Origin of the sequence: Nitrospira sp. MA-1 (genome assembly GCA_032139905.1) — a bacterium.
GTDB lineage: Bacteria > Nitrospirota > Nitrospiria > Nitrospirales > UBA8639 > Nitrospira_E.
The window spans coordinates 27,740-51,619 of the sequence record JAQJDB010000003.1 but is presented as its reverse complement, the minus strand read 5'-3'; the positions used below and the strand labels follow the sequence as shown (position 1 = coordinate 51,619).

Genomic DNA, 23,880 nt, shown 5'->3' with positions numbered 1-23,880 from the left:
GCCAGACGGGGCGTCAATGGTTTTGGTTACTTTTGCCGAAGCAAAAGTGGCTCGGCTGCCGGGCCGAAACCCGGGATCAATCATTTATTCGCATCGCTTCGAACATTCCCGATCGGTCAGCGATCTTTTTCTCATTCGTTGTAAGAAGGTTTCATGTCAAAGAGGCACAATAGGGGATGTGGAGTGGGCCTTCTTCTCTCACTCCGAAATCCCAGAGGTGCGGTAGGTGAAACAATTTTCATCCTTATGCAGCCTTTTTAAAAATAAAAACGCTAATCTCGATTCCCCTCTATATTCAGCTTCAAGCCCCATTTACCGATACAAACCATAAACACCACATTCCGACATCCCAGTCTCACAATGAAAGCCGACGCCTATGGACCAAGCCACCAGAACACGCATCGAACGCAATATCTTTCCCCCCGCGCATCAAGCCTGTGAACCATGGGAAACATTTCCGTGGCACACAGGCCGGGGAGAAGCCATCGATACGCATGTGACACATTCATCCCAAGCCCTGGCCATTGATGTCTTCGGTACCATCAAAACCTCATCCGATTGTGATGTGATTCTTGATGCGCTGGCAACCAACCTTGGGGTTCCGGCCGGCGGTCCCTGGAACATCACCCTGGAATCGCGCGTTCGCCCATCATTGCTCAATGAACCTCGCCCGACGCAAGTGGATGTCTATGCGGAAAGTCCCAATTCGGTGATTCTGTTTGAATGTAAATTCACCGAGCAGGATGGAGGCGCCTGTTCGCAAACGGTACGGCGCAATGGCTCTATCCCGTGCCAGGGAAACTATATGCAGAAAAGCCTTCGCGGAATTACCATGACCAGTCGTTGCCCCTTAAGTGACAAAGGCATCCAATATTGGGACATCATTCCGAAGGTCTTTTATCTGGATGCCGAAACTGATTACCAGCCCTGCCCATTCGCGGGAGCGGCCTACCAATGGATGCGCAATCTGGTGGTGGCCTATAAGCTGGCACGGCAGAAAAACAAGCAACCGGCGGTGGTCATCGTCTATGCAGACAATGCGGATCTGCCCATGGCCAAAAAGGTCAAATCCCATGAATGGGGAGAATTCACGCAGATGGTCAGACAGGATCAGGTAGCATTACACGTGCGTTCGTATCAAGAGATTCTCACGCTTGCACAGGAGATAGCCAGAGCCGATAGTGGCGAGAACACCGTATGGATAGCCTTAAACGAATGGGTCAACAGAAAAATATCAAAGATCAATGGAACCCGGGGAAAAGCAAAAAGAAAAAACCGCTCTCAACCCCCCACAATGTCAGTGAATAGAAGATAATCACACCAGCCACCCCACCGAAATAATTTCGCCGGGCCGCACCCCCGCACCTATCTTCCCGCCATCGTCCTTCCGATGTTCCTCTGTTTTTCATAGAAATTCCTGAATGATCCCTTATGGTCCGACGCCTGCCGGCTGGCCCCCCGGAGGGACGCTCCTAGCATTCAGCGGACCTTGTTTGAGCCTTGCGAGTTGGTCCGCTCTTAAAAAAGTTAGCGGCCCTCCTCTGCAATGAGTCCAGACGGGGCGTCAATGGTTTTGGGTCCTTTTGCCGAAACAAAAGTGGCTCGTCGCACGGGGCCGAAACCCCGTATGTAAGGAACACAGTGGAAAGAGGAGTTAGACTGACAACTCCACGTATTCGACCTGGCAACTTGGAGATGGGAGGGGTTGGTCAACGGCCTGTATTCCTTCAAGATGGAATACAATCGCTTCTCGTATGAGTGTTTCAGTTTCATCCAGGGTCGCCCCGGTTGCCACACACCCAGGTAAATCCGGCACATACGACGCAAAGTTTGTGGGAGATTTTTTAATCACTATGGCATATCGCATACGGTCCCCTATCTTGGTCCGCTTGTGGGCAGCAAACTATTCAACACAAAATTTACCACCTTTTCTCACACGGGAAGCCAAAGTAAAACGAAAAGAAAAGGCCATCACACAATCATGCGGTGTCGGGTCATAGAATATGCCCGGACCGCCATTCCAGGCAGAGCAGATTCCTCCCCAAAAAAAGCGTTCTGACTCCTTGCGGGTTTTCCTATTTGATATAGATCACACCAGGCAGAGTCTTCAGGTCTGCGTCTCCCGTGACAACTTGTGCATTCTGATCCTTGGCGGTGGCATACACGATGGCATCGGCCATGGCTAAACCGTGCAACAAGCTCAAATCGGCGGCCAGATAAGCGATGGATTCAGTGAGCGGAATCATATGGTTGGCACTGAGTTGTCCCGAAAGCAATAATGCCGTCTCTTCTCCTTTCTCCCGTTTGATTTTTTTATACACCTCATACAGGACGATGGTTGGGATGATGCAGACATAGCGGGGTGTGAAATAGGTCGCATAACGCTCGGCAAGAGGACCTGCGGTGAAGTATTCAATCCATCCGCTGGAATCCATTAAGATCTTCACAACCGATCCTGTTTTTCGCGAATGGCTGCCTTAGACATGCCCTTTAGTGCCCCCTTTAGATTTTTAAGCGGCACTTCCGGCACCAGTGTAATGACTCCACCCTTTTCTACAACCTGCAAACGCTGCTGAGGACTGAGGTGAAGTTTTTCCCGCACGTCCTTGGGAATCACAATTTGAAATTTCGGTGAAATCGTGGTTGTGGCCATATCAAGTCTCCTTACCAATTCATGATCGATCATGTTATCGTCATACGATTTTTCAGTCAAGCGTGGGCCTTCTCCGAGGGCCAGAGGTTCGTAATAGGTAATCCCACTTTCCTCTGTCATTATGCCTGCGCTCTTCCCTCTCTAATGGAAATTTCTAAAAAATTCTCACCCATATGTTTCGACGCCTGCCGGCTGGCCCTGGGGAGGGACGCTCTTCGCATTTAGCGGACCTTGTTTGAGCCTTGCGAGTTGGTCCGCTCTTAAAAAAGTTAGCGGCCCTCCTCTGCAATGAGTCCAGACGGGGCGTCAATGGTTTTGGGTCCTTTTGCCGAAACAAAAGGACCTCGCCGTCCGGGGGCGAAACCCCGGCAACAATAATCGCAGAGAGACAACACGGTTGCCGTGATTGCGCGCCCGTCTTACCAGATAGCATTCGTATGGGCTACAGTATATTAAGGAAGGAAATATTGATTCCTCATTCCGAACCAGTGGGAAGAACCAGCAGGGTTATCGGTCCTACGTTATTCAGGGAGATATTGGATGTTTGCTCAACGATTAACCCTTGCGGGTATGGGGGCGGCGGCGACTCTAGTTGTGTGTCTGGCGCTGCCGGGAGTCATCTTGGCCCATAATGGACCACCAGAGAACAAACCGGGCCAGCCGATTCATGACATTCTCCCGCACATCGAAATCCCGAACAATAAGATATATGCCTCCACCGAACCTGACGCGATGGGGCAGTGTGGTGGATCAAAGATGAGGGGACAAAAATTCGCGGGTGCGAACCGGTTTGTCCCGGTCCTGTATGGCGTCGCGTTTTGTGACCGGGAAACGGGCCTCGTGTGGGAGACCTCCCCGTCGATGAAGGCCTTTAACTGGGCCGGAGCCATCAGCCATTGTACCACCCGCGAGGTGGGGGGACGAAAAGGCTGGGCATTGCCCATGCGGGAACAACTGGCGAGTCTGCTGGATATCAATTCGGTGCTGTGCCTAGGTGGGGGGCTCTGTTTGCCGGATGTCCATCCGTTTCAAAACGTGCAGTCGGCCAACTATTGGTCGGCGTCGACGACCGGGGGGACTCCCACGTTCGCCTGGCTCGTGAACTATTTCCTGGGCGGAGTATTCGTCATCAAGTTGGAGGGCAAAGGTCTCGCATGGTGTGTGCGGGATGGACAAAGCTCCGACGGGCAAGGACTAGCTGCGATTGTGGAACCCCACCATGACCATGAAGTGCTTGAAGTCATGTGGTAATTAGGCTTGAAAAGTATAGGGGACAGAGCCTCCCTTCCTCAAATTATAAAAAATTCTCTAATTTCTTGTTGGCTCTTCGCTCCTCCCTCTTTCATGGTCATCAATGAAAGTTTTGTCTCTATGGTCGGACGCCTGCAGGCTGGCGCATAGGAGGGACGCTCTTAGCATCTGGCGGGCCTTGTCTGAGCCTTGCGAGTTGGGCCGCCCTCTTCAGAGTTGGCGTCCCTCCTCTGCAAGGAGTCCAGACGGGGCGTCAATGGGTTTGGGGCCTTTTGCCGAAACAAAAGGACCTCGTCGCACGGGGACGAACCCCCGACATCTTCGAAGAGTGAGAATGTGGAAGGAGAAACAGGAAGACAAAGTAGATGCTGAATGTCACCCGATATTTTTATTTTTTTACAAAAATTCAACCTGGCCTTGCATTTCTTCTGCATCCAGGACCTGAGTTATCAATAGCAATCCCTGTATCATCTCGCCTATGGATATTCCTTGAGGTGCGTACACGATTCCACTATGGTTTTTGCCAGCCGCGTGGAAACGAAGGAAATCGTCATCTTGAGTGACGATTACTCTGTTATCACGTTGAGCCCGCGTAAAATGTTCCGCATCAGAAGCACTCAGCATGTCAGTTTCCTTCACAGCGAGGATGTCTACGCCACGCTGTCGTAATCCAAGTATAACCGCTTTGGCTATGTGCTCATCTGCATAAAACCGGATCTTTTGGCTCACCGAAGCTTTTCTTTCAGTTTCGAAGGAATCTCCTGTCGCAACATTGCAATAAAGGCCTTGTGCTCAGTGATATCCCGGTCAATTTCCTCCCTGCGATCAAAATAGTACGCCAACGCCGCATAGACATCTGCTAAGGTCAGCCCATATTCGCTCGCGATTTCATCTGCACTTTTACCAAAGCTCTCATGCCAAATCACCACATTCTGCACGGTAATGCGATGTCCGGCAATGCGTGGTTTTCCCCCCGCTATTTCAGGCGTGCACTCGATATGCTGATCCAACGTTCTGGTATTCATGAATATTCTCCCTCTGTCCGAAGTTGTAAATTTTGGCAATCTACCAGACTTCCTTATTGTAAGCTAGAATTGGGGTTAATAGGAAAAATTCCTCCCGTAAGGTCATGCCCATAGCAAAGCCCAAGACCCTGAGCCTCCTTAAAGCCGAGCCCATCTTCTCTTGTTTTCAAATAGATCTCGGCGGAAGCCCTGCAAGGTTCGTTTTAGTCCGACGCATGCCGGCTGACACGGGGGGGACGCTCTTCGCATCTGGGAGGCCTTGTTTGAGCCATGCGAGTTGGGCCGCCCTCTTCATATGTGGCGTCCCTCCGCTCCAATGAGGCCAGACGGGGCGTCAATGGTTTTGGCCACTTTTGCCGAAACAAAAGGACCTCGGCTGCCGGGACGAACCCAGGAATAGATCGGTCCTTCACGTGCTGTCCGAAAGGAAATTGCCCTAGGTCATTCCGTCCTCACGAAGGACGTGGCATGAGTTCCACAGTTTTTGAACGACAGCTGAGAGACTCATTTTGTGGTAGAGAGAAGGAAACCCATCGCGCGAATGCGCGGCTGTGTGAGAGAGATAAGCGAATCAAAACATCCGAGATGTAGATCGGTGACGCGGCGTGGGGATTTGGGTTATCGAGAAGCCAACTCGCGAGCATGAGTGATCTCGCGTTTGCCCACCGGACGAACCTGAAGAACCTCCAATGTCACGACTGCAGCGGTTTTCCCTTCCAGGGTGGTAAATTCCACCTCGTAGGCCTGCTTGTCCTGATAGACATGAACGATCGTTCCGACATCTCCCGCCACAAGGGCTTCAGAGGGAACGTCAACGGCTAAAACTACCCGGTCATGTTCTTTGATCATGGTCAAGACTCCTGTTCTCGTGGATAGGCCGTCACCAATCGAGGCCGATTTTCGCCCTTATCAACAATCCATATGGTCCGCACGATGACGGACTGACCCTTCGGTGTCAGTACCATACCATCATCGAACAGAGGAAAATATGGCTAGGTTTTTTCCGAACTATCACCTGCAGGTCAGCCAAGCGGTCCGGCGCTCAAATCAGCAGGCGGCCCATTGATTCGACGCCTGCCGGCTGGCCCCAAGGAGGGACGCTCCTAGCATTTAGCGGACCTTGTTTGAGCCCTGCGAGTTGGGCCGCCCTCTTCAGAGTTGGCGTCCCTCCTCTGCAATGAGGCCAGCCGGGGCGTGAATGGTTTTGGCCACTTTTGCCGAAACAAAAGTGGCTCGTCGCACGGGGACGAAACCCCGTATGTAAGGAACACAGTGGAAAGAGGAGTTAGACTGAAACTTCGACGTATTCGACTTGGCAACTGGGAGGTGGGAGAGGTTGGCCATCGGCCTGTATTCCTTCGAGATGGAATTCAATCGCTTCTCGTATGAGTGTTTCAGTTTCATCCAGGGTCGCCCCGGTTGCCACACACCCAGGTAAATCCGGCACATACGCCGCAAAGTTTGCAGGCGATTTTTCAATCACAATGGCATATCGCATACGGTCCCCCTACTTTTTCCAGCCGGTTTGTTCATTCACCCTTTTCCTCTATGCATCCCTGGCCTGGTGGCATGGCCGAGCAGTGCAGCCGGCACCGGAGAAAAGGCGGGCAGTGTTTGAGCGCAGCGAGTTTGCCCGCCGCCGGTGACGGTGAACCGCGGAGGACACCCGAAGGGCCATGCCACGGCCAAAATGGTTTTGGCTACTTTTGCCGAAACAAAAGTGCCTCGGCTGCCGGGCCGACACCCGGCGCATGATTTTTTTAAATTGAAAGTCGAGAAATTTATTTCTTCAAGACATCGCGCTGCGCCGCCTCAAACAACGCATTACATTCTTGCTCCAGAATCCCCCCAATAACTTTCGTATTCCGAAAAGGCGTCCGCCGTGCCACCTCCTCAGCCCGAATATCAATTTGCCGCCACCCATGTTGTTGGAGAAACGGAATCGACGTGCCAAAGTATACGTTGGCCATGCCGGCCCACTCGATCGCACTCTGACACATGGGACAGGGTTCAGCGGTCGTATACAAATCTAGGGTGGTCCAATCCACCGGTGCATGGGCCGCCGCACAACGATTGATGACATCGATTTCACCGTGAACGATAGGATTGCGGGAAGAACGGTTGTACCCTTTTGCGAGGACCTCTCCGGTTGCCTGTCGAACGATCACGGCCCCAAATGGATATTGGGGGACCTTTTGCGCCATGACAATGGCCAGGCGCATATAATCAGAGGGGCTCATGTTCATTTTTTTTCACGCTTACCAGAATTCCTCACATCGTTTGCCAGAGACAATGAAGGTGTTCAATCTAATGAGAGTCCATTTGGAGGTCTGCCCGTCTCTGGATCACACCTTACCCCTTCAGGCATAAACCCCTCATTAGGAAAATTCCCTCCATCGAAAATGACAGGAACGGATAAAATAGCGAGATCACGCAGGTTGGTAATGCAGCACGAGGAGTTGGCTGGAATTCAGGGGGAGCGTCGCGTAGGTTCGGCCGTCATTATCCACAAATTCCACTTCAAACATATCTGGTCCAAGGGATTCCACCACGGTCCCCACTTGTCCTCGCAGCAAGCTGCTCTCAGGAATATCCTGAGTCAAGGCGACCACATCCAGGACACAAATATCTTGAATCATGAGGTAATCTCCTTCCTATAGGATATAGCATGAGGCGAATCGTGGAAAGTCCTCATCACGGCGAACGATCCACAAGCTTCGAACAGTTACTGGCCCAGCGGGGCCGTGTACTGAAAAGTCTAGCGCATACCGTTTTCCATAGTCATCTGAACCGAGGAAAGTGGCTTCTTCCCTCTGTACGACTTCAAGTAGCCTTCGACGAACCTCTTCTGCCGAGGCGGCAGTCCATCCCAAGGCGCTCTGAAAGACACGGGCTTTGTGTTGACCTCGCGGATGTTCACGGCTGAGACAATAGTCGCGAAGCTTTCTGACATCCACAATAGCCCTGGCGGCATTAGAGAGTTTCATGGCAAAGGTCCATCTTACATTGCCTGGGGGTCATCAGTCTTCCAATTGACCCCTCTTTGTGTGCGTTCATCCACTACCCAATAGATTTCCTGGATGGTGTCCATGCCACGGCTTGAGGTTGGTAGAGGTACTTTTGGAAGCCGGTGAAGACTTTGCCGATATCCCCAGTTGTCCTGCGAACGATTACGGCTCCGAATAGATATTGGGGGACCTTCTGCGCCATGACGATTGCTAGGCGCATGTAATCTTCGGGGGTCATGGGCTGTTAAGTTTTCTTCATGGTTTTAGGAAAGACCACTGGTTCATTCTTTATTTTCTGAAAGGCATCTTCCCCCTTTTTTCGCTAGTTGGCAAATAATTACTCAACAAAAGGGTTGATCCCATTCCTTACACTATAGTTATTCTCGCAGGTCCTTGGCAGGAATTCATCCTCCCCTGTCTTGCTCGATATTTTTCAACGGGAAACCATCTGCTCTTCTCCATCAATCCATCCCTCTTCGTCATGCCCGACATTCGTTATTGGGTACCCATCTTTATCCTCTCAACCAATTAAGGCCGGAGAAAAACGAAAAGATAAAGTCTTTCCCACTCAAACCGGATGTTATCCAATAGAAATGGGGGAGGGGAGAAGGGGCTGAAGTAGAGGGGAAAAGGTGGGAGTGATGTGTGAATGGAAGCCCTGACCCTGTGGCGCGAACGGTGTTTCTTCTGTAGTTCGACGCCTGCCGGCTGGCCCAAGGGAGGGACGCTCTTATCCGCTAGCGGCCCTTGTGTGAGCCCTGCGAGTTGGGCCGCCCTCCTCCTTTATGATCCCCCGACCTTGTGACATGGCCGAGCCGTGCAACCGGCACCGGAAAAAAGGCGGGCAGTGTCTGAGCGCAGCGAGTTTGCCCGCCGCCGGTGCTGGTGAACCGCGCAGGGCACCCGAAGGGCCATGCCACGGTCAACATGGTTTTGGCCACTTTTGCCGAAACAAAAGTGGCTCGTCGTACGGGGGCGAAACCCCGGAATGCACTGAAAAAGGAAGAGGCGCCCCAAGAGATAATGGCACCGTGCAGAATGAGATTCTCAAAACCTCTGCGGCCTGGACGAACCCCGGCATCTAACTTAAAAGACAAGTTCAATCCATCTTCCCCTCCGTCATCCCCGCCGATCATCAGCCGGAATACACCTTTTCTTTTTGATCATTCGATCAGTTGGGGTAGTAATCGGCTTGGAGTCGATGGTGAGAGAGTATGAAGGGCGTTTATCAGACTCTCCATGAGCCATTTTCATTCAGTTTCATGGAGGGTCGAGCCGATGAATGAGAAGGAAAGGCCCCTCTTCTGGATGGAAGGCCCTCCTCGGCGATTGGCTTTGAATACCTTGTTTGGAACTGCAGACAATGCCAAAAACTTGGTCAATAGGAGATGTACCAATGGCTCACTCGACTTGCACCATGTCCTTCCTTCGCAATGATCTCCAGGTGACTCGATTATGGAACAGTCAATGTCCCGTGAAAAACTGTTCCACGGATATGGGCCGCCATAAAGCGCCGTTTCAAAAATATAAGGGAACCATGCGGTACCTGCCTTTTTGTCCTGAACACGGCATTCGAGTGCATAGCAATGGGTTTGTCTATCACAACGGGCAAGACCGAAATGCCCTCATTACGGCTACCAAGAGAAATTTATTATTTCACAGTGACTATTACATTCAAAATTTTCTTAAAAACGGGAATAAATTGGAGTCCGGGCGGTTATGTTATGAAAACAGCGAAGACGCCCTCACCTACAATGTGTTTACGGAGTTGCTCGCTAATGGGGAAGCCCTGCAGAGGCTCGTCAGTCATTTCTTGCGGAGAAAAGTTGAGGAAGAAGTGGAGCTCTATTTGTGGGGAGGAAAGATCGACCTGAAGCATCAGACCTTTAGCAAGTATCCCCCTTTGGAAGAAGTTCGCCGTCAATTAGAGGGAGATATGAAACGATTCGGGACGGAGCCGGATATTATGTTGATCGTCCCGCAAAAGGCGGTCATCTGTATCGAGGCCAAATTCGGGAGTAAAAACTCGTTGGCCATGGACAAAGAAGAGAGCGAGGGGGATAAACCAAAGAAAAAAGAAAAGCTGATCCAACGGTATTGCACCAACAATACGATCATCGACGCCAGTCACATCATCGACCTTGAGAACCTCCCACCCCTGTTCTATGAGCAATTATTTCGAAATATGATCTTTGCGGCTTCTATGGCCAAACTGGAAGGTGATGCGGAGTGGCATGTGGTGAACCTCCGGAACCAACATGTCATGAATGTGAAAAGAGGGAGGCCGGAGAGCCATCCCGTGATGCGAAATATGCGATCCCTTTTACAGCCCCAGTATAAGAAACATTTTTCTCATATGACGTGGGAAGAACTCTTTCAATTGACCATCAAAGGGCAGGATGCCTTCGCCAATTTAACCTGGTATCTGAAAAATAAAAGTTTAGGCTGTGCCCGGGCCTTTAATATTGTATAAAGACTTGTCGTGGAAAATGTTGTTTTGGAGAGGGAGAACCTCCAAATCAATGCCGCCCTAGAAAAGGTAGAAATTCATGAGCAAGCGGGAAATTCCGATGATGATGAAGTATTGGGAAAAGGTAGGCGGCACCTTAATTGAAGAGTTCCCTGCAGTCCGGCAGGCGAATGGAAACGGTCCGCGACGATTAGACGCCGTCATTTTGCCAAATGGACCAAAAATAAAAGCAAGCTGGCGGGATGTCATCCTCAAGGGGCAAGACGTCATTGTGGTGCAAGCCAAGGCGAATCGACGGGGAATGTATCTGATGGGGCAGACATTGTTTTCTGCTGAGCTGATGCAACAATTCGAACCGGCGTCTATCCGGTCTGTCGCGCTTTGCGCAAAGGATGACTCCATTATGCGACCGTTGTTAGAGAGTTTCAACGGAATGGAAGTTGTCGTGATAGAAGAGATGGGCTAAACGAGAATGAATCTGGCGAGTGGGTTCCTTAAGGAATGGAGAATGTGTCATTACCAATTTGGGGTCTAGAGGCAAGTTGTCGTTATTGTTAGAAACGCGCTCTATCAGTTTCCCAAGATTGCTGCCTGGCTGGCTTAATATCCCCAATGTTGATGGCGAACCGGGAGGCGGTTGAGCTGGTCCCGATAGAACTGCCACTTGGGCATAAATCGGTCCATGAGTGAGACAAAACGAGCGTTGTGCGTCGATTCAAGTAAGTGAACCATTTCGTGAACCACGATGTATTCAAGGCATTCCTGGGGTTTCTTGGCGAGATCGGAGTTGAGGCGAATACTGCGCGCAACCGGGTTGCAGCTACCCCATTTGGTCTTCATGCGCTGTACAAAAAACTGCTTCACCTTCACGCCGATGAGCGGTTCCCATTTTGCGATCAAAGGCGCCACGGCTTGCTTGAGCTGGGCGCGATACCAATCCTCTATGATGGTTTGCCTCTTGTGCGCATCGGTGTCCGGGCGAACGCGCAGACGCATCCGGTTGTGCGTCAATTCGACGGACGGTGATTGGTCCCTCTCGTTGACCGTTAGCAGGTAGCGCGTTCCCCACACATAATGACTTTCACGGTTGAGATACTCGCGTGGAGTTTCACGGGCTTGTTCACACATCTTGTGCTGCTGGCTCTTGATCCAGCCGAGCTTGGTAATAGCAAAGACGCGGATGGTGTCGAGGTCCATTCGGAGCGGCGCGGAGATTCGCACGTGGCCCGTTGGAGGGTTGACGCTCAGGTGGATGTTCCTGATGCCCTTCTTTACCACATCCACGGTGATGTCTCCCAGGGTAATCTGCGAGACCATCAGTATTCCTTCTGCTGCTTGATGATAAGAAAAATGCGTTCGACCTCGACCTCGTTCTGCAAGATGCCATACAAGGCCGCTTTAATGACCCGCTCGCGGGCTTGCACACCTCGCCAGCCATCGGGTCTGGTGCGCTTGACGGTGTCATCGATCTTGATTGCCAGTTCCAGCACAGCATCGTGTGGTGTGTTCCCATAGGAAGGGGAGGTCTCAGCGGCGTTCGCATTGCCGGCAGCCCCCCGCCTGAGGTTGTTGTAGAGTGCGCGGCATCCCGGCGTATTCAATTGCACAGGCAGATCCTCCGCCTGCCCGGCCTCCACTTTTTTCGCCAACTCGGCGATGCGCTTCAGATACTCTTCATATTCGATGGCCTTCGACCTGCGTGCTGCAATGATCTCATTCAGCAATGCGGACATCTTATCGTAATATGCCGGATCGCTCAGGTGCTCTTTAATGATTTTACGGCGGACGTTGTTCTCAATGGTCTCGGCAATGGCGTTTTTGTTGCCCTTCAATCCGCCAAGCTGAGTAGCGATGGCATTCGCAATCCCGGTCTTGACTATCAGCTCCAACAGACCCATGTTGTCGAAGGGAGAAATCTTCCTGGGTTCATCGGCTTCAATATAGGTATCCAGGAGGTGGCGCATGTCCGCCTCGTAGGCTTTCAAGTCCAGGCTTTCCCCGCTGGCCTTGCGAATGATTTCCCGCACATTCAGGTAATGGTCAAGCTGTTGCTTGATGCGGCTGATGTCGGCCTCACTATATCCGGCGGCCTCCAGTTCGTCGGCGATATTCGCATAGGCGCGCACCAGCGCCACGGTCCCCTTATAGAGCGCGGCGCGTTGCGGTTCCCGTTCTTGCAGGTCGGCTGGAATTTCCGTGTTGCCGCAAAAGTAGTGGATGTGCTCCAGCTCACCCTTCGGCGGTTCCACCGGCTCGCACAGCAGGCCAAGGGCTTCCAGCGCCTGGTCGAGCCGTTCCCTCCCTTTCTTGAGTCGATCCTGCAACAGCACCTCGGGATCGGCACCCCCCGCGCTGTGATCCAACTCTGAGGTATAGACGGCGATGGCGTTCTCTACTTTCTTAAACAGGTCCTTGTAATCTACGATGTAACCGAAATCCTTGTCCTCGCCATCCAGCCGGTTAACACGGCAGATGGCCTGGAACAGGCCATGGTCCTGCATGGACTTGTCGATGTAGAGATAGGTGCAGGGTGGGGCATCAAAGCCAGTGAGCAGCTTGTCTACCACGACGAGCAGCTTCATATTCGCAGGTTCCTTCGTAAACAATGCTTTGGCCCAGTCCTCATAGGTCTCCGTCTTAGTCATGCCAGGCTTTGCTTCAATCTCTTCCAGCAACTCAGAGTAGATGTTGAAAATGAACTGCTTGTCCGTCTCTGTGTTCGCCCCAGTTTCCTCCAGCGTCACATCCTTGGCCAAGGGATTGTAGGAGGTCACCACCGCGCATTTGCCCTTGAAGGGAGTCTTTTGAAATAGGCTGAAATATTTGCACGCCTCGTAAATACTAGAGGCGACCAGGATGGCGTTGCCACGTTCGCTGGAAAGGCGCGGCTTCACACTGAAGTCGAACACAATGTCGCTTATCACCCGATCCATGCGCGACTTGGAGCTGAGCACGTTCTGCATCGTTCCCCACTTCTGCTTCAGCTCAGCCTTCTGCCAGTCGTTGAGGCCCTTGGTCTTGGCCTCGAACCACGCGTCAATCTTGTCTACGGAGCCGAGGCGCTGATCGATGTCCCGCGCCTCATAGACGAGATCCAACACGACCCCATCTTCAACGCCCTCGCTGAATTTGTAGGTGTGGATGTAGCCACCAAAGACTTCAAGACTCGTCTGTTTATCCTCCTTAAGCAGGGGCGTACCGGTGAACCCGATGAAGACAGCGTTGGGCATGAGGGCTTTCATGGTCTTGTGCAACCTGCCGCTCTGCGTGCGATGACACTCGTCAACGAAGACAAATACCTCGCCAACGGCATGTGATGGCTGAGACTTCAGTTCTTCGATGAATTGTTTGAATTCCTCATCCGTCTTCTTGCCCTTCTTGCCAAACTTATGCACCAGCGAACAGAGCAGTCGCGGTGTGGCCTGACTGAGCTGCTGCATGAGATCACGGCCGCTGCTGGTGCGCTTGATTGCCTCGCCCGATTCGGTAAACACCCGTTCGATCTGTTTGTCCAGTTCGTCCCGATCGGTGAGGATAGCGACGCGGGCGTGGGGATTGTTCTCCAGTATCCACTTCGCGAGCAGAACCATCACGATGCTCTTGCCGCTGCCCTGCGTGTGCCAGATGATGCCGTCCTTCTTCTGACGCACATGCTGCTGCGCCGCCTTGACGCCGAAATACTGATGTGCACGTGGCAGTTTCTTTATGCCACCGTCGAAGAGCACGAAGTCATGCATTAACTCGAGAAGGCGATCCTTGCGGCACATTTTAAGCAGGTACTTGTCTAACTTGAAGCGGGTATTGTCCTCCTCCTCCTCCTCCTTCCACTTCAGGAAGTATTTCTCCGGCGTTCCGATGGTGCCGTATTGTAGCCCCTCGGAGTCGTTACCGGCGAAGATGAACTGCAACGTGCTAAAGAACCACCCATTAAATTCGAGTTGCTGGTTAGATAGGCTTTGGCGGATGCCGTCGCCAATTGACACGCGGCTGTTCTTCAGCTCCAGCAAGCCAATAGCGATGCCGTTGACATACAGCACAATATCGGGTCGCCGTTCGTGGTTACCCTTGAGCGTCACTTCCTCCGCAATGGCAAAAACATTCTGCTCCGGGCGCTTCCAGTTGATGAGCTGAACCGTATCCGTCACTTTGCCTGCTTCGATCTTCACCGGCACGCCATAGCGCAGCAGGTTGTAAACCTTCTGATTATTGCCATAGAGGCCACGGCTGTGGTTATCCGCTTCAGTGCGTAGATCGTAGCTGGCCTTGCTGATCTGTGCCGGGGTATAGCCACTTTTGGTCAGGTAGTCGGTGAGTAACCCTTCCTCAATGTTGCTATTGCCCTCGCGGTCGGTCCAGTCGTCCAGATAGCGATAGTGCAACTCATCACGGAACAAGGCAATGATCCGGTTCTGCGTGGCGCGTTCGGTTTGACCAATTTCGCTCAATTCAGTGCCTCCTCAGCCAAGACCTCCGCATGCACATACTTTTGAAACTCAGAGACCGAAGTGAAACAGCGATAACCCGCCTGGCTGGCGATAGCAATCGTCTCCGCGCCTTCGTTCAAGAGCACGGCAACCGGCTGGCTGAGTTCCTCCTGAATGCCGTTGGGCCAAGCCAAGTCAAGCAACGCTTTTTGCTCGCCTGTGGCCGGGTCGGCGAAGTCATAGGCCAAGGCGCCAGGCGGCAGACTCTGGCCCTCCATCCAATCGTTCAATGCTTTGAGCTGAGCGTCCTCCTCTTCGCTGCTAGTCCCTACGCCAACACCCACGATCGTTGGGACGGCCGCCGTTGGACCCTTCAACCATCGACTGTTACCGTGCAATAATTCCTCCATTCGCCGGTTGACTTCCAGCGCAAGCAATTCCTTTCGGGCCTCCAAGAATTCTCGAAAGCACTCGATCTTCCAGAGCGCCCTGTCCATCGGAATCCATTGCGATGCCAAGGCGCCCGGATGGTTCTTCTCCACTTCAAGGTAGTATTCCTCTGGCAGGCGATCCCTGATGTCGAGGTTTGTGTCTTTGGTGAGAAAGCAGAAATTCGCAAGCGCATTGACCTCAGGCTTCTTAAACTTTCGCTTATAAAGCTGCGCTTTGGGGAAAATGTGATGCACTTCAAGACGACTCATTTTTCCAAGGAGGTTGGCTTTTAAGGGCAAACCTGTGCCCCAGTCGCGCGCCTCCCCCATGCGGGTGAGTAGGTAGAGAACGGGATAGAATCGTGCGCCGAGGCTCCAACCGGTAAAGTTCCCCGGCTCTACACGCAGCCCGCCATGCCAGAGGCGTAATTGTTCCAACAGCTTGTCCAGTCCGCCATCTGCACCTTCGAGGGCCGCCAGGTCCTGATCGATGAAGGATTCCGTGGAGCCGGAGAAACGTCCCCACATCCCAGCCTGCACGAACCAGAACAGAAGCTTGTCGCGCTCCTTCTCGTTCATCGTTCCAGTGCGTTGGTCGAGGTAGCGCACCATCACTGGAACCCCGAACCGGCCGAAAAACACTTGGTCATGGTCCAGCCCCAGCCTCCCGCTGATCAGATTCAAACTGGTGTCGATGTGTTTGACCGCGCGCTTCAGACCATCCTGAATTTCCTCTGCCGTTTTCTCATGCAGAAACTGGAACTTCGCCTCACCGGTTAGCGCCGTGTTTACCGAGCGCAACAGCCAGTCAAGGTTGAAGTGGTAATCGGCCTTGCCCCACTCTTTGAGCTTGGCCTTCATGGTGTCGCGAGCCTCCGGCCAATCGGCACAGATTTTTGCCAGCGCCAGGTCGCCCTTGGAGAGTTTGGTACCGCCGCTGTTGACCCGGTTGAAGATGTCCACCACCACATCCAGCGTCTTATCAGCCCCGGAGACTTCCTCGATATGAAGGTCAATTTCGGTCACACCGAGCAGACCACTCAGCCGCGCCACGTAATCGCCCACCTTAGGGGCCAGCGCCGCCTGCGTACTCAGCCGCGTAACGAACTCGCCAAGCCCGGCCGTCCCCTTCTTCATGAGTGCAGTGACGTCAATCCAAAGCGGGTCATCCTGCATCTTCAAAGGCTGGTAGAAGGCGAAGGTCTCCGTTTCCAGATGAAAGCGCAGACCAGTGAAGGCTTGCGTGTTGCCGTCAAAGAACTTGGGCGGCTTGCCTCGAACCACTCCGTAGAGCGAGGTCATACGTTGCTGCCCGTCGAGCAGAAGCTTCACGACCCCGGCGGCCAAAGGGCCATCGCCACGGTGCGCGGCGGTCTTGGATTCGGTAGCCCACACCAGTAAACCACCCACGGGATGCCGGCGGTAGAGCGAATTAAAGAATCCGCGCACCTGATCGCGGTTCCAAACATATCCGCGCTGGAACTCGGGCAGAGCCATGTGCCCGCTATCGATGTGGTCAAGGACGGTCGAGATTTTCATATCAGTTGAGTCCTTTCAGTTAAGAGTTCTTGCATCATGTCCTGTTGGAGCTGGGAAGCCTTGTCTCCTTAGTCTCCAGCGAGTCGATGCTACAGTTCTGCTTGGTGCGTTCGCGTTGACCGATGATGATCAACGGTTAGTCCCTCATGCTTTATCGTTCAATAAGGGCTCTGATCCGTGCGTTCGACCAATGGCCAGCCTCCGCATACACGTACTCGCGGGTAAGGTAATCGACTATGTCGTCATCCATTTCTGGGTCAGCCTCACGGTCCGCGGATTCCTCATAGGCCCAATCCCAACCGGCATCAGTCTGCAACCAAATCGCCTCACGCTCGTGCTTCAGCAACTTAACGATGTGTCCTTCCACGATATGTCGTACGGTCTCGTCGTAGGCGTCCCAGGAAAAGGACGCCTCAATCTGCACTTGTACGCAAATCTCGTCCCAGGATGTTTTCAGATCGGAGTCATCGCCAGCCAACGTCTCGGACATCATTTGCAATACTGAGATAACCTTTCGGGTGATACGCCGAGCCGCTTGCTCTGCGACCGCCCGTACTATGGCTGACTCACTTATTGAATCGGTCATATTAATCGAATTCTTCCGGTGAGGAGTTCCTGCATCATGCCCTGCCAGAGCTGGAAGAAATTGGCCAGTTTAGCTTCCAGTCCGGTGACGACGTGGTTCCGCATGGCGGGGTTGGGCTGGTTGATGATGCTCATTGATTAACCTAAACTGATCTTTCCTTGAACGATTTTCGCCAATTCTTCAATTTTTCAAGGTCTTGGCGAAGTTCTGGTTCATCAGGTAAAAATGTCGGTATTTCCTGCGATTGACTGTGCTCATAGCACGAATATTTAGTCATCAAACCGTCAATAATCGCGCAGTCATCGTTGGTGATTTTCGGAAGCTGCGTAATACGATTATCGGTTGTGACGCTACGTCGATGGCGCTTGACCACTTGATTTAAAAGATCATCTTCAACAGTGCGCTCAAGAAGTTTCCGAAATTCCGTACAGATAGCCTGCGCATGGATTTTGTAACTTTCTGAATCTTTGGCGTTAAAGAATTTCTTGGCCTCATCCAGGCGAGTGACAAGGATGTTGTTGGCCTTAGTGGTATTGGCATTCCAAACGCCCTCTTTGGCGGGATGCCCAGCCGAGCCGGCAAATGCTTCGATGCACAGCTGAGTAAGATGTTCTTTCCTCCACTCCTCGCCGCACTTCTTTGCGGCGTCTTCCATGGCACCGTATAAAGAAAGGCGGTGTGTGAAAACAATCACCTGGCGGTCTTTGGCTAACATGGCAAGCCGCATTGCTACCTCCCACTCGAAATCATGGTCCAGAGAAGATATTGGATCGTCAAACACAAAGGGAGCATGGTGGTGTTTTCCGGACACGTCCGCTAGAAATGCTGCGAGTGCGACCACGCGCCGTTCTCCATCGCTTAACACCGAGCCTGGGGTTTCACGGTGTGACGTCACGCCCCGCAGTCTAACCCGATGCTTAACTTTTCCCCGTTCGGTGCGTGTCTTGACCAGTTCAACTTTGATTCGAGCCGCACCAAGTGTTCTTAGCTCTGCATTGAAGCGCTCTACATAGGCTTTGGTGATGGTCTTTTCTGAAATGTCGCCGGCCTTTAATGATATTTCTCTGGAATTCGCACGTTTTTTCCATTCTTCAAAGGTACTGAATTTACCAAGCCGATCTATCTCGTCTCGAATGGCCGTCGCCTGTTGGCTGGTAAACCTTTTCGCCTCCAATTCAACCTTCTGATTAAGAGCCTTCTCTCGATCGAACAGCCTTGCATCCGTCTCATGTTGCACCGCCTCTGCTTCAAGTGCTTGAGACATAGTACTTAGAACGTCCACAAGCTCAGTTGCCGCAGCAAGAGCATCGATAGCATCACTAGACTCCGATTTCTTGTAGTTATTACACACGACCTGGATGCCCTGCCAGAATCCCTTCAGTTTATCCAACCAATCTTCCTCTTTCAGCCAGGCCGCCTGGCAACTTGTGCGGATTTCTTCTTCTGAAGGCCTGCTGGGCAACGATTCTATAGCTTTTAGATAGGTCTCTTCTGCCACCCTGGCATCGGCTTCTATTTTGCCTTGAACAAAGGCTTCAAATTCCATCATTCTCTGTTTGGCCTCGACATCAAGCGGCTGGTGGCAGAGGACGCACCGTGCATCGTCCCCAGTGTATGGGAACTCCTGCCCGGGGTATGCTTGACCGGTAGAATAGACCTTGGCTGCTTCCCAGAGTGCAATCCAGGTATCTGTACCGATACCCTCTAATTTGCCAGACGCCGTATTAGCTTTTGCGGCTTCAATAGCCCGTCTCCGATGATCCTCTGCGGTTTTTCTCAACTCCTGCAGTTGTATGAACGCCTGTTTGCTAACCGCTGACGAAGCAATGCTTAATTCCGTAGCTATTTGGTCTAATTGCTTTTTTCTGGCTCGCTTCTGTTTGGCCAACGAACCAGGATCTTCGCTCTTCAGGCGTTCGGCTAGCTGATCGAGCGTTGCTTGATCGCACTCACTCCATTCAAGAATATTTTTGAGGCTGGCTTCAGTTTGTCCTGGCTTTAAAGCTTGATACGTTTCACCGGCAGGTGTTTTGGTATATTCGGGCGGCAAGATAGGCTGTTTGTTAACAAGCTGATCTTGTTCTGACTGTAGTAGGGCTTTGATTTTGTCCACTGTCTGCGCGAGTTCTTCAAACAAGGCGACCTCTGGAGGGGAATACGACACTTCGGATTCCTCGCTGAGATAGAAACCTGCAGCATCTCCATCAAAAATATCGACTTGCTCAAGGCCTGGAATAGGAGAACTGTTTGCCACCCACTTGATCGGCGGGCTAATACCGTTCGGGGTGAATGTGATTTCACACTGTCGGAGAGGGGGTGGCTCTTGAAATACATTTGGCTTTAAATCTATTGCACGGGGTTTGCCGCAAGCCTTTTTGAGGATTCGTGTATAGCTGGACTTTCCAGATCCATTAGGGCCATAAATGACGGTAAGGTTCCCTAAGCCGAAGTCGAGTGGCTTGTGTGGCGATAGATTTTCAATGCCGCGAACATCTCCAATTGAACCCAGTCTGAGAGCACATGAGGAAGAAGGTTCCGTTGCAAGGCCGGGGAAAGCGCGATGCGTCGTCTTCTCTTGAGCGTCGAGTATCTTCAGACGCTCAGAGAGACGCCTAATAGTTTTATCATGGAGTTCCCCATGCTCCAGCAATTGCTCGGCTGCTTCCTGCAACCAATCCGGCTGCGAGTGAAGCCACTGAACAATATCTGTTTGCACATCAGTCTTCGTCATCTCTTTTCTCATTGATTAGACGAATTCTTCCGGTGAGGAGTTCCTGCATCATGCCCTGTTTGAGCTGGCGTGTTTTGGTTAGCTTGGTTTCCAGCGCGGCGATTTCGGCGTCCATATCGCTCAGGATGGCGGCGATGGCTTCTTGTTCGGCTTTGGTTGGCGGGTGGGCCACCTCGAGCTTCAGAAGTTTCGAGACAGTTAGAACAGGCTGCGCAGATGATTCGGAATAGTGGTTGAGTTGCATTTCCCCCAACACGAAGGTAAGCCAACGGGTGTCCGTTCGTGCGGAGGCCGTCACAACAATTGCGTGCTCCGATGCGAAAAACTTTCCTTCTACGCCCAATACATTTCCGCACAGCGCCCCAACACGTCCGATCAGCGCATAGTGTCCGTCGTGCGTGAAGCGCGTAGTAAAACCTCGCAGACCATTGCCACCGAAACAAGGGTACTCGGAGAACTGATCTATGCTTGGGCTCGTTATTCCCTCACCACTTTTCATGGAGCAGGTTGCTGCGAGTTTTGTGACATTCCAATCTTCCGGAATCACCCCCACCTCGGTTTGCTTGTAGCCTGGTTTGATTTCAAAGCCCGGCAGGCGCTTTTTGCCGGTGAGGAGTTCCTGCATGGCGCCTTGTTTGAGGTGGCGTTTTTTGGTGAGGAGTTGCTCCAGGGATTCGATGAGGGCATCCGCATCGCTCAACGCCTCGGCGATGGCTTTTTGTTCCTCTTTGGTGGGGGGAAGTGGAAGGGGAAACTTGCGGAGAGTCGCGATCGAGAATTCGAGTCGCGTGGTTCCCACTACGGACCGCATAATCCTTTCTTGAGTGGCTTCTGCCTCAAGCTGATGGGCGATGTATTCAGCGCTCGTATCTTCGCCGATTCGCAACCTCGCCAATTCGCGACTGATGTTTCCCTTAAATCCGTTTGGAACAATGCCGACTCGCCCAATTGTTCCTTTGATTGAGATAAGAACGTCTCCACCTCTTGGTCTGCTCCTCGCGTAAGGTTGTTCGAGGCTGGTGGCGGTTCGATGGAGTGGCGCATGCGCAATCTCCTTCACAAATTTAATCGCCACAATCGGAACGCCGCTTTCTGTGTGCTGTCCTACTTGGACGACGCCGTAACAAATCGGTGCTGTCGGCTCCACTAAGTTAGCAACCGCTTCCGTATGCCATTCCTCCGGAATCACTCCCACCTCGGTCTGCTTGTAGCCGGGCGGGATTAATGGAGAATTGATAATGGAAAGTTGAGAATTATTATCCTCTTTCATTTTCCATTCACCACTTTCAACTCTCCATTCAGCGAAAATCCCATTTTCGCTAAATGGCGGTTCACTTTGTCCTCAAGTTCGGCGACCGTGCGGACCTGCTGCGGCATGGGGATTTCGTAGCGTTCGGCCAATTCCTTGACCCGCTGGGTAAGGGCCTGGCTGATGCGATCCATCTCACCATGGATGTCGCGGTCCAGCGCGGCGAGCCATTTGTCATCCACCACCAGCGTCTGGATCTCGGCCTCGGTGAGCTTGGGATATTGGGCGTAGGCCTTGGCATCCAGCGCGGCCTCAGCCTCCTTGATCTTTCGTTTGAGTTCCGTCTCGCGGCTGTTGAGATCAAGCCATTCGTTGAGAATGTCGCCTTCGCCGTCGGCTAATTGAGAGTTGAGAATTGAAAATGGAGAATGCTCCGCACCTTTCTCTTTCGTTTTCAATTCTCCATTCTCCATTTTCAATTCCTTCAGTCGCGCCACGACTGACGCCTTATTCACCTTTTCCAGCTCGGAGAAGGCGCCGTCCTCGCCACCGTGTTCTTCTTCCAGCTCGGTAATTTGCGCCGTGACGCTTTCCAGTTCGACCGTGAGCTGGTCAATGGCTTCCTGTTCCTTGGCGAAGTAGCGGGCGACGATGAGGGTCTTGGGGATGAGGTCGCAGGTCCAGCCCTTGTCCTTCTCCTTGCCTTTCTTATCCTTCTCGATGATGCGAGTGGTTTCGGTCTTCCAGCCGTCGGCGGCAATGAAGTAGCAGTCGTCCTGCATCGTCTCGGCCCAATAGTCCATGAGATGTTGATAGACGTCGTAGTGGCTGATGAGGGGTTTGCCGGTGTAGTGGGCAAGCAGGTCTTCGGAGAGGCCGACGATGACTTCCTTCGGATGGCAGCCAGCCTTCAACGCCTTCAGCGTCTTGGCGCTTTTGTCCCGCCACGCGGCGAAGTGGGCGTTCATGCCGGTGATAAAGGTGGCGAACTCCGGGTGCTCATAAATCGTGGACCTCAATTGAGAAGGGATAATGGATAATTGAGAATAATTGGGGCGGAGGGGTTGGAAGAGGGCGGCTTTGAGGTTGGGGCAGATGGACCAATACTTTTCCATTGCCTCGATGTCATGGTTGGGGATGCCGCCGTTCAGGTGGCCTTCGATGTCCTGGAGGTCTTCCGGCTCTTGGCTATCAATGTAGCGTGGGAGGTTGAGGTTGAATTCGTTTTTTTCGATTTCCTCAAAGGAGACCATGCGGGCGTATTTGGGGACCTCGAGGCGCTTGTTGAAGACATCCACAATCTTATGGATGTCTTGAGAGCGGAGGCGGTTTTTTGGGCCGTCCTTCATGAAGCCTGCGCTGGCGTCAATCATAAAGACGCCTTTGCGAGCATGGGCGTCCTGTTTGTCGACGACGACGATGCATGCGGGGATGCCGGTGCCGAAGAAGAGGTTGGCAGGCAGGCCGATGATGCCCTTGAGGTAGCCCTTGCGGATGAGGTTCTTGCGAATGTCGGCCTCGGCGTTGCCGCGGAACAGGACGCCATGGGGCAGAATGCATGCGCCTTTACCCGTGCTTCTTAGCGAGCGGACGATATGCAGCAGGTAGGCATAGTCCCCCTGCTTGCCGGGTGGTGTGCCGAAGGGCTGGAAGCGCTCGAAGGGGTCGTTGAGCGGGTCGATGCCGGTGCTCCAGCGCTTGTCGGAAAACGGCGGATTGGCGACGACATAGTCGAAGGTCTTGAGCGTATCGCCGCCGTCCATAAACTTGGGATCGGCCAGCGTGTTGCCCTGCGCGATGAGCGCCGTGGGGTTGTTGTGCAGGATCATGTTCATCCGGGCAAGGCCGCTGGTGGCGGCGTCCTTTTCCTGGCCGTAGAGCGTGACGGTCGTACCGGCTTCGTCGCCCACCTTCAGGAGCAGCGAGCCTGAACCGCAGGTGGGGTCATAGACGGTGGTGGCGCTGGTCGTCTTGGCCTCATGGATGCCGATGATCTGCGCGATGATGCGGCTGACTTCAGCCGGAGTGTAAAACTGCCCTTTGCTCTTGCCACTCTGCGTGGCGAAGTGGCGCATGAGGTATTCATAGGCATCGCCCAGAATGTCGTCGCCCTCGGCGCGGTTCTTTGAGAAATCGAGTGCCTTGTTTTCGAAGATGGCGATGAGGTTGGTGAGCCGCTCCACCATCTCCTTGCCGCTGCCGAGTTTTTCCGCGCTATTGAAGTCCGGCATGTCGGACAGCTTGTTGGCATTGGCCAGTGGGGCGATGATCTTCTTGTTGATCTGGTCGCCGATGTCGGATTTGCCCTTGAGGGCGACCATGTCCTTGAAGGATGCGCCTTCGGGGATGGCGATGGGGGCATAGGGGATGCCGGCGTATTTGTCGCTGACATACTTGATGAACAGGAGGACGAGGACGTAATCCTTATATTGGCTGGCATCCATGCCGCCGCGAAGTTCATCGCAGCTTTGCCAGATCGAGGAGTAAAGTTCGGATTTTTTGAGGGCCATGTG

At 52.7% G+C, this 23,880-nt stretch carries 23 protein-coding genes; 4 read left to right on the top strand and 19 right to left on the bottom strand.

Annotated elements, in window-relative coordinates; translation table 11 throughout:
- Window positions 1–376: 376 nt before the first annotated feature.
- Complete coding sequence (locus PJI16_02180) at window positions 377–1,315, top strand: hypothetical protein (protein ID MDT3776367.1); 939 nt, start codon at window positions 377–379, stop codon at window positions 1,313–1,315.
- A 339-nt stretch (window positions 1,316–1,654) separates the two neighbouring features.
- Here the strand turns inward: PJI16_02180 and PJI16_02175 are convergent, their stop codons facing one another.
- The 3 genes from PJI16_02175 to PJI16_02165 form a co-directional block, all read right to left on the bottom strand.
- Entirely contained in the window at window positions 1,655–1,867 is a 213-nt protein-coding gene (locus tag PJI16_02175) for a type II toxin-antitoxin system HicB family antitoxin (GenBank protein ID MDT3776366.1), read from the bottom strand.
- 208 nt (window positions 1,868–2,075) lie between these two features.
- Complete coding sequence (locus PJI16_02170) at window positions 2,076–2,447, bottom strand: type II toxin-antitoxin system VapC family toxin (protein ID MDT3776365.1); 372 nt, start codon at window positions 2,445–2,447, stop codon at window positions 2,076–2,078.
- Window positions 2,444–2,773 carry an AbrB/MazE/SpoVT family DNA-binding domain-containing protein gene (locus PJI16_02165; protein MDT3776364.1) on the bottom strand — a complete coding sequence of 110 codons (330 nt, stop codon included), beginning with the start codon at window positions 2,771–2,773 and terminating at the stop codon, window positions 2,444–2,446. Before PJI16_02165 ends, PJI16_02170 begins: the two co-directional genes overlap by 4 nt.
- A 420-nt stretch (window positions 2,774–3,193) precedes the next feature.
- On the opposite strand from PJI16_02165, the gene PJI16_02160 reads away from it, so the two are divergent.
- Complete coding sequence (locus tag PJI16_02160; GenBank protein MDT3776363.1) at window positions 3,194–3,904, top strand: DUF1566 domain-containing protein; 711 nt, start codon at window positions 3,194–3,196, stop codon at window positions 3,902–3,904.
- Between the two features lie 396 nt (window positions 3,905–4,300).
- Here the strand turns inward: PJI16_02160 and PJI16_02155 are convergent, their stop codons facing one another.
- The 8 genes from PJI16_02155 to PJI16_02120 form a co-directional block, all read right to left on the bottom strand.
- Window positions 4,301–4,633, bottom strand: coding sequence for a DUF5615 family PIN-like protein (locus PJI16_02155; GenBank protein MDT3776362.1), 333 nt, complete (start codon window positions 4,631–4,633; stop codon window positions 4,301–4,303).
- The gene (locus PJI16_02150) at window positions 4,630–4,929 is read right to left on the bottom strand and encodes a DUF433 domain-containing protein (protein MDT3776361.1); all 300 of its coding nucleotides are present in this window, start codon (window positions 4,927–4,929) and stop codon (window positions 4,630–4,632) included. The genes PJI16_02155 and PJI16_02150 overlap by 4 nt, the downstream gene beginning before the upstream one ends.
- A 618-nt stretch (window positions 4,930–5,547) precedes the next feature.
- Window positions 5,548–5,778: a DUF4926 domain-containing protein gene (locus PJI16_02145; protein MDT3776360.1), complete on the bottom strand. Its 231-nt coding sequence runs from the start codon at window positions 5,776–5,778 to the stop codon at window positions 5,548–5,550.
- Window positions 5,779–6,214: 436 nt separating this feature from the next.
- Complete coding sequence (locus PJI16_02140) at window positions 6,215–6,427, bottom strand: type II toxin-antitoxin system HicB family antitoxin (protein MDT3776359.1); 213 nt, start codon at window positions 6,425–6,427, stop codon at window positions 6,215–6,217.
- Window positions 6,428–6,710: 283 nt separating this feature from the next.
- Window positions 6,711–7,169 (bottom strand): nucleoside deaminase, encoded by a 459-nt coding sequence (locus PJI16_02135; GenBank protein ID MDT3776358.1) that lies wholly within the window; start codon window positions 7,167–7,169, stop codon window positions 6,711–6,713.
- A 189-nt stretch (window positions 7,170–7,358) separates the two neighbouring features.
- Window positions 7,359–7,568, bottom strand: coding sequence for a DUF4926 domain-containing protein (locus PJI16_02130; protein ID MDT3776357.1), 210 nt, complete (start codon window positions 7,566–7,568; stop codon window positions 7,359–7,361).
- A gap of 15 nt (window positions 7,569–7,583) precedes the next feature.
- Window positions 7,584–7,916 (bottom strand): hypothetical protein, encoded by a 333-nt coding sequence (locus PJI16_02125; GenBank protein ID MDT3776356.1) that lies wholly within the window; start codon window positions 7,914–7,916, stop codon window positions 7,584–7,586.
- Window positions 7,917–7,989: 73 nt separating this feature from the next.
- Window positions 7,990–8,175, bottom strand: a complete 186-nt coding sequence (locus PJI16_02120) for a hypothetical protein (protein ID MDT3776355.1) — start codon at window positions 8,173–8,175, stop codon at window positions 7,990–7,992.
- Between the two features lie 1,158 nt (window positions 8,176–9,333).
- Between PJI16_02120 and PJI16_02115 the strand changes: the two genes are divergently transcribed.
- Both PJI16_02115 and PJI16_02110 read left to right on the top strand, forming a co-directional pair.
- Window positions 9,334–10,410, top strand: coding sequence for a hypothetical protein (locus PJI16_02115; protein MDT3776354.1), 1,077 nt, complete (start codon window positions 9,334–9,336; stop codon window positions 10,408–10,410).
- Window positions 10,411–10,486: 76 nt separating this feature from the next.
- Window positions 10,487–10,873, top strand: coding sequence for a hypothetical protein (locus PJI16_02110; protein ID MDT3776353.1), 387 nt, complete (start codon window positions 10,487–10,489; stop codon window positions 10,871–10,873).
- Window positions 10,874–11,007: 134 nt separating this feature from the next.
- Here the strand turns inward: PJI16_02110 and PJI16_02105 are convergent, their stop codons facing one another.
- From PJI16_02105 to PJI16_02070, 8 genes are all read right to left on the bottom strand, one after another.
- Complete coding sequence (locus PJI16_02105) at window positions 11,008–11,724, bottom strand: SprT family zinc-dependent metalloprotease (GenBank protein ID MDT3776352.1); 717 nt, start codon at window positions 11,722–11,724, stop codon at window positions 11,008–11,010.
- Complete coding sequence (locus PJI16_02100) at window positions 11,724–14,852, bottom strand: HsdR family type I site-specific deoxyribonuclease (protein ID MDT3776351.1); 3,129 nt, start codon at window positions 14,850–14,852, stop codon at window positions 11,724–11,726. The genes PJI16_02105 and PJI16_02100 overlap by 1 nt, the downstream gene beginning before the upstream one ends.
- Complete coding sequence (locus tag PJI16_02095; protein MDT3776350.1) at window positions 14,849–16,801, bottom strand: DUF262 domain-containing protein; 1,953 nt, start codon at window positions 16,799–16,801, stop codon at window positions 14,849–14,851. Before PJI16_02095 ends, PJI16_02100 begins: the two co-directional genes overlap by 4 nt.
- A 151-nt stretch (window positions 16,802–16,952) precedes the next feature.
- The gene (locus PJI16_02090) at window positions 16,953–17,387 is read right to left on the bottom strand and encodes a hypothetical protein (protein MDT3776349.1); all 435 of its coding nucleotides are present in this window, start codon (window positions 17,385–17,387) and stop codon (window positions 16,953–16,955) included.
- Entirely contained in the window at window positions 17,384–17,521 is a 138-nt protein-coding gene (locus tag PJI16_02085) for a hypothetical protein (GenBank protein ID MDT3776348.1), read from the bottom strand. The genes PJI16_02090 and PJI16_02085 overlap by 4 nt, the downstream gene beginning before the upstream one ends.
- Before the next feature lie 8 nt (window positions 17,522–17,529).
- The gene (locus PJI16_02080) at window positions 17,530–20,118 is read right to left on the bottom strand and encodes an AAA family ATPase (GenBank protein MDT3776347.1); all 2,589 of its coding nucleotides are present in this window, start codon (window positions 20,116–20,118) and stop codon (window positions 17,530–17,532) included.
- Window positions 20,105–21,388 (bottom strand): restriction endonuclease subunit S, encoded by a 1,284-nt coding sequence (locus PJI16_02075; protein ID MDT3776346.1) that lies wholly within the window; start codon window positions 21,386–21,388, stop codon window positions 20,105–20,107. The genes PJI16_02080 and PJI16_02075 overlap by 14 nt, the downstream gene beginning before the upstream one ends.
- Complete coding sequence (locus PJI16_02070; GenBank protein MDT3776345.1) at window positions 21,385–23,877, bottom strand: type I restriction-modification system subunit M; 2,493 nt, start codon at window positions 23,875–23,877, stop codon at window positions 21,385–21,387. Before PJI16_02070 ends, PJI16_02075 begins: the two co-directional genes overlap by 4 nt.
- Window positions 23,878–23,880: the final 3 nt, after the last annotated feature.